Annotated in this window: 4 protein-coding genes and 3 pseudogenes; 3 read left to right on the forward strand and 4 right to left on the reverse strand. The window is 63.8% G+C overall.

Annotated elements, in window-relative coordinates:
* Together IT540_RS12675 and IT540_RS12680 are read right to left on the reverse strand one after the other, a co-directional pair.
* A pseudogene (locus IT540_RS12675) lies at positions 1–290 on the reverse strand (methanol oxidation system protein MoxJ); the annotation flags it as partial.
* A 147-nt stretch (positions 291–437) separates the two neighbouring features.
* Positions 438–2267 (reverse strand): annotated as a pseudogene (locus tag IT540_RS12680) (methanol/ethanol family PQQ-dependent dehydrogenase).
* A gap of 498 nt (positions 2268–2765) precedes the next feature.
* Between IT540_RS12680 and IT540_RS12685 the strand changes: the two are divergent.
* Positions 2766–3314, forward strand: a complete 549-nt coding sequence (locus tag IT540_RS12685) for a hypothetical protein (RefSeq protein ID WP_291178254.1) — start codon at positions 2766–2768, stop codon at positions 3312–3314.
* 22 nt (positions 3315–3336) lie between these two features.
* The gene (locus IT540_RS12690) at positions 3337–4017 is read left to right on the forward strand and encodes a response regulator transcription factor (protein WP_291178257.1); all 681 of its coding nucleotides are present in this window, start codon (positions 3337–3339) and stop codon (positions 4015–4017) included.
* Between the two features lie 40 nt (positions 4018–4057).
* Here the strand turns inward: IT540_RS12690 and IT540_RS12695 are convergent, their stop codons facing one another.
* Together IT540_RS12695 and IT540_RS12700 are read right to left on the reverse strand one after the other, a co-directional pair.
* Positions 4058–4687: a hypothetical protein gene (locus IT540_RS12695; RefSeq protein WP_291178260.1), complete on the reverse strand. Its 630-nt coding sequence runs from the start codon at positions 4685–4687 to the stop codon at positions 4058–4060.
* Positions 4688–4812: 125 nt separating this feature from the next.
* The gene (locus IT540_RS12700; RefSeq protein ID WP_291178262.1) at positions 4813–5307 is read right to left on the reverse strand and encodes a hypothetical protein; all 495 of its coding nucleotides are present in this window, start codon (positions 5305–5307) and stop codon (positions 4813–4815) included.
* 447 nt (positions 5308–5754) lie between these two features.
* Between IT540_RS12700 and IT540_RS12705 the strand changes: the two are divergent.
* Positions 5755–6128, forward strand: a pseudogene (locus IT540_RS12705) (porin); the annotation flags it as partial.

Here is a 6128-nt window from a genome sequence, read left to right on the forward strand (position 1 = left end):
TCGAGCTGGTCGCGGACGATGTAGATGCTGGGGCGCGAGAAGAACACGAATTGCGGCTTGCGGCCGAGCGCATCGGCGACGGCAACGGCGATCTTATTCTCGAAGCCGGACTTGTCGAGGTGCGAATAGGGAAGCTCGTCGGCGGCGGCGCAGATGCGCAGAACACCGGTGCTGGTCTCCTCTTCGGCTGCCGATGCGGGCGCCAGGGCTGCGCCGACGACAAGAAGGGGCGCGAGGAGCAGGGCGTGCAGTGCTGGAAAGCGACTGGCGGGACGCTTTACATGGAGCATTGGATTTCCTCTCTCCGTAAGCCGTGCCGTCTTCGATTTTTTGCGCCTCACGCTCACGCGGGGCTCTGCGGCATCGGCAGTCTTTTCTGGCTCGGCGGTTGCCGCAGCGCCCGGAAGGCGCTGCGGCTTTGCTCAGACTGAGACCGATCAGCCCTTGTCGAACTCACCGACGGTGATGTCCTCCGAGTAGGGGTTCTTGCCGTCAAGCGAGAACACCTGGAGACCGCCACCCATCTGCGTGTAGTTCTGCAGGTTCTTGAAGGCGCCGACGGCACCGAGACCGGCGGTCGGATCCTGCAGGTCGAACACGAGGCCAACGCCCGGCCAGCCACCGACGCCATACATCGTGGCGACGTACTGGGTGCCCTTGTGCTCATACGTCATCGGGTGACCGATCACGCCCGAGGGAAGCTTGTACTTCCAGAGCAGCTCGCCGGTATCCGAGTTGCGGGCCTTGATGAAGCCGTCCAGTGTTCCGTAGAACACCAGGTTGCCTGCGGTCGAGAGCGTGCCGCCCCAGACCGAGAAGCGCTCCATCTTCTCCCACTTGTACTCGCCGGTGATGGCGTTGTAGGCCTTGATCTGGCCGAGGCCGAGATAGTTCTGGCGATCGCCCTTCGGGCCCGGATACATCCACAGCGTGGCGCCGACGAAGAACTGGCCGGCACGATAGGGAAGCATGAAGGGCTCCCAATCCATGCAGATGTGGTTGATGCCCATGAAGAAGAGTTCCTTCGTGGGATCGTAGGAGTCGTGGCCCTGGTTGTGGTAGCCCATGGCCGACGGACAGATCTCCTTGCCCTTGTGGTCCATGCGCGTGCCGAACTCAGGATCGCGAACCGGCAGACCCGTCTTCAGGTCGACCTGCTTCACCCAGTTGACCGTATCGTCGAGCTTGTTGGCCGAGACCAAGTCGCCGTTCTCACGGTCGAGGGTGTAGACGATGCCGTTACGATCGGGATGCGTGAGAAGCTTGCGCTTCTTGCCTTCCTTGTCCGTCTGCTCCGAGAGGATCATGACGTTGACGCCGGCGTAGTCCCACTCGTCGTGAGGCGTCTTCTGGTAGCCGAACTTGGCGATGCCGGTGTCCGCGTCGCGGCCCCAGATCGTCATCGTCCACTTGTTGTCGCCCGGACGCATGGTCTCGTTCCACGGCGCCGGGTTGCCCGAGCCGTAGTGGAACAGGTTCGTCTCCGGGTCATAGGCGTACCAGCCCCAGTTGGTGCCGCCGCCGATCTTCCAGGCGTCGCCCTCCCAGGTGCCGGTGCCGAGGCCCTTCTGGCCGTAGTGCGGGTTGGCCGAGTTGAAGTCGTCGGCGAGGCCGACCTCCTCATCCGGACCGGTTGCGTACACGCGCCAGACCTGCTCACCGGTCTTGACGTTGTAGGCGGTGGTGTGGCCGCGGACGCCGAGCTCGGCGCCGGACGAGCCGACGAGAGCCAGGTCCTTGATCACATACGGCGCCTGGGTCAGCGTCTGGCCGACCTTGATATCGCCGTTCTCGACCTTCCAGTACTCCTCGCCCGTGTCGGCGTTGAGCGCCACGAGGTGGCCGTCGAGCTGCGTCTTGATGATGAGGGCAGGCACGGTGCCGTCGCCCGGCCAGTAGGCCAGACCACGGTTGACGAGGTCGCAGCAGGCGACCGAGCGCGCGGCCGGATCCTGCTTCGGCTTGTGCTGCCACAGGATATGGCCCGGATCGTTGAGGTCGAGCGCGAACGTGTTGTTCGGGAACGACGTGTGGACGTACATGACGCCATTGACGACGAGCGGCGTTCCCTCATGCCCGTGCAGGAGACCGGTCGAGAACGACCAGGCAGCGCGGAGCTGCTTCACGTTCTCGGTGTTGATCTGCGTGTTGGGGCTATAGTTCTGCGAGCTCTAGTTCTTGCCCGGCATAATCCAGTTCTCGTTGCTCTTCGACAGCTCGTTGAGCTTGTCGTTGGCGAACGAGGAGGATGCCGAGCCTGCTTGCATAGCGACCGAAAGCGCGACGCAGGACGCGCCGGCCAGCAGCCCCTTACCCAGGTGCTTCATCATTCCCAAAACCTCGCGTTATCCATCCCAAGGCCGAGGCATACCCGCGCGATGCCTCACGGGGATGCCGTGAGAGCGGGTCGCAGAGTCGCCTCTTTCCAAGGCCACGAAACGCTCCGAGCACGTTCGGATGCCTCGCGGCCACGGCCCGATTTGCCTACCGGCCAAAGGCTTGTCCCGCCCTTCTCGGCCTTGCATTTCGAACCGTGGCCGCACGCTAGACCGCGGTGTTCGGTGTAGTCTTTAGTCCAACTGGCAGACATCGACGGGACAACTTTGCAAAGCGGCCGGGCTTGCCCAGGCAATGGGCATAAATGTAACGATGTAACGTTATTGTGATCGCGCCCGAACGCGATCTTGTGGTCTCACACTTGCGACGCGTGCGACGCAAATCACTAGCGCGCAGCACTTAACCAACAGGGAGGCAAGAGAGCGGTCATGTTGCGCCATCGTTCCGCCGACAGCGGCGTCTCCTCCTGCATCTCGCGCGTGTTGGCCGCTCTCGCGATCGGCGGCGCGTTGAGCATCGGCCTTGCCGGATGCGGCGACGAAGCGCCGGTTTCAGGCGAGCGGCACCAGGCGCAAAGCGACGAAGGCGCCCCGCACAAAGTCAAATGGCTTGAGATTTCGAGCCAGATCACTCCCGCGCAATGGCTCGTGAGCCGGGGTGAAGACAAGCCCCGGCCCGTGAGCGATCCCGAGGTGCAGCGCATCGCGGAATTGCTGACGACGGCACATCGGCGCTATCGCGAGAGCGAGCGCATGATCGCCAACCGCTCCGTGCAGGTTGAGGATATGCTGAAACAGATCGGCCTTGCCGAAGACGCCCAGGACGTCCTGGAGGGCCTGACGCGCATCGGCGGTGAGGTCGGACAGGCCGAAGGCTTCGGCTCCATCAGCCAGTACTATTTCAACCTCCGCGCCGCGAGCGTTTCGCGGGCGGACGCACTCGCAACCCTCAAGGCCCGCTACGGGTCGAAGTCATGACAGGCAGATACGGACACTTCTGATGCAACTCGCCGTGCAAAGCACCGAGCCGCTCCGCGTGCTCATCATCGACGACCATCCCTTCGTGCTTCAGGGATGCGCACGCATCCTGGAGGAGGCCGAGATCGCACGCGTGCTGCAAGCCGGCAGCCTCGCCGATGGCTACCGGCAGTACCGCGCCCATCACCCGCACGTCATCATCGTCGACCTGTCGATCAAGACCGCGGCCCTCGGCGGACTTTCCTTCGTGCGCCGCCTGAGGCTGCACGACAAGAGGACGCCGATCCTGGTGCTGAGCATGCACAGCGATCCCATGATCATCCGCCGCGCGCTCGAGGCCGGCGCCACTGGCTATCTCCTCAAGGACGCGCCGTCAGACGAGTTCCTGAAGGCCTTCCACACCGTGCGCCAGGGACGGCCCTATCTGAGCCACGAGGTCGCCTCCGAGATCGCCTTCAGCGAGACGCGCCTCAATGCCAGCCCGCTGCAGGCGCTGACCGTGCGCGAGCTGCAGACGCTTTCGCTGATCGCCGAGGGCAAGTCCTACGGCGTGATCGCGGAGGAGCTCAACATCAGCTACAAGACGGTGGCCAACACCACGTCGCAGATCAAGATGAAGCTCGGCGCCCGCAGCCTGCCCGAGCTGATGCGCATCGCCATCCAGCACCTGCCCGGCCCCTCGGGCCGCCGCAGCCGCGACTAGACCCACTTCACTCTCCTCGGCCGCGTCAGCGGCCGGCCCGTCAGCCCGGAGCTTTGATGGTGATGTCGGACGGCGTGCTGAACGTTCCGTCGAACAGGCGCTTGTCGGAGCCGTCGCCCTTGGTCACGACATTGCGCGCCGGCAGGCCCGTCTCCTTGTCGACGTAGAGCGTCTGCACGTTGGGCGCCGCGCCGACCTTCTCCGCCTCACCCTTCGCCTTCTCCTCCGCGACGGCCGGCAATGTGGCCTTGTAGGCGAGATAGCTCTTGCCCTCGAACGTCGCCTCGCCGAGGCACTCGTAATCGAGCTTGCTCTTCGAGGGTTCGGCCACGGTCTCCTTGAGCTGGCGCGAGATCACCTCGGCGAAGTTGGCCGGCACCTCGTTCCAGCCCTGGCCCTGGTTCGACCACACCTTGCTGCCGATGGCGATGGTCTCCATCTTCGACTGCGAATCGCCGAGGCTGACACGCTGGTGCATGCGGTCGGGCAGCTCGTAGTCGACGGTCATGTGCAGCGTGCCCTGCTGCTCATGGACGATCGTAGTCTCGAGCCGGAATCCCTTGCTGCCACGCAGTTTCGCGAACGCCTGATCGACCTCCCCCTTGCAGTCGGCGTGCGCGGGGACGCAAGCCGCAAGGGCGATGAGGGCGGCAACGACATAAGTCTTCACTGAACTCTCCGTTGATGCAGCGGGAAATTGAGGTGCAGATGCCGCAGCGGGCGTTGCCGTGTCATGGCACGATCATGCGAGACATTTTCCTAGTCGGCGCACCACACGTTGCTGGCCAAGCCCGCCTACGGACCGACCACGGTCTTTAGGTTCTCTGCAAGCTTCGCCCCCGGCGAGTAGGCCTCGTTGCGCCGGTCGAGCCAGGCTGCGATCTCCTTGAGGCGCTCGTTGGTGACAGGCTCGCCCTCACTGGCAACGCGCGCGACGAAGAAGCCGCCGCCCGTGCGGATTCCCGCCCACTTGGAGCCGTCCCAGGCCACATAGGTCAGCAGACCGCTCGGAGCCGTGTCCCCGTCGCCCACAAAAGCGAAATGTCCTGCGTCTTCGTCCCAGCGTCCGGTGAGGCACCGCCCGTCCCAAGAGACGTACTTGATCGTCTCATGGGAGTCGCCCAGCGACTTCCCCGGCAAGCTGAGCGAGAACACGCTTCCCCGCCACCGCGCCGTGATGTGTTGTCCATCGCAGCTTCTATAGTTGAGCTTGTTGTCCTCGAAGGCCAGGGTCGATGCGGCAACCGGCATCGGTGCGGCCAGCAGCAGCGCGGTGAGGCTTCGAGACAAGATCCGCATATCGTTCCTTTCCAGAAAAGCGATCCGACACGCGATCTTGAGTGCAGCACGCATTCGATCAAGGTCTAAAGCCCGCTCCTTTTCCTGCCCTAACGCGAATGTGAAGGCGCACGGGAGAGACTTCCCGAAAGGCTCGCGGAAATAATTCCACGTCGTGCGGGCACATCCCGCAATGGGCTGCGGTCCGTCACGCACGCGACGATGCAGAACCAGCCGTTGCGCACAGCGTGGAATGACCAACCGTTGGGCAAACGCTAACGCGTTTGCCCGCGCCATCAGCAAACTGCAACGAACGCGCAACAGGGGCTTTCGCGCCCCAGCTAGCAGACCCGAACTTTTTGGCCCGCCGACCCGCGAATGCCTACCCTCGCGCCGACGAAGACATTCAACGGGTTGGGAAAAATGATAGAAAGCCGCACCCTCAAAACGCTTCCGGTTGTGCTTGCAGCCGCTCTCGCCCTGCCGGCCTCCACATCCACGCTTGCAGCGGATTTCGGCGGAAGCTGCTGCGCGGACCTCGAGGAGCGCATCGCCGAGCTCGAGGCGACGACGGCGCGCAAAGGCAACCGCAAGGTCTCGCTGACCATCTCCGGCTACATCGCCCAGGAGATCACGGTTTGGGACGACGGCGGCGAGAGCAACGCCTACATCCACGGCCTCGGCCCCACCCAGGCGTCGAATTTCAGGTTGAACGGCCAGGCAGTCATCACGCCGGGCTGGACGGCGGGCTACATGTTCCGCATCCAGGATCTCACCGGCAACGCCTTCACCGGTGGCAACGACGCCATCACACAGCTCAACGACACCAAGAA

The sequence above is a fragment of the Hyphomicrobium sp. genome (assembly GCF_020852195.1).
Classification (GTDB): Bacteria; Pseudomonadota; Alphaproteobacteria; order Rhizobiales; family Hyphomicrobiaceae; genus Hyphomicrobium_C.

Excerpts from the sequence above, each read along its gene's own strand:
- IT540_RS12685 (WP_291178254.1), top strand. The coding sequence starts at position 2,766 with ATGTTGCGCCATCGTTCCGCCGACAGCGGCGTCTCCTCCTGCATCTCG.
- IT540_RS12690 (WP_291178257.1), top strand. The coding sequence starts at position 3,337 with ATGCAACTCGCCGTGCAAAGCACCGAGCCGCTCCGCGTGCTCATCATC.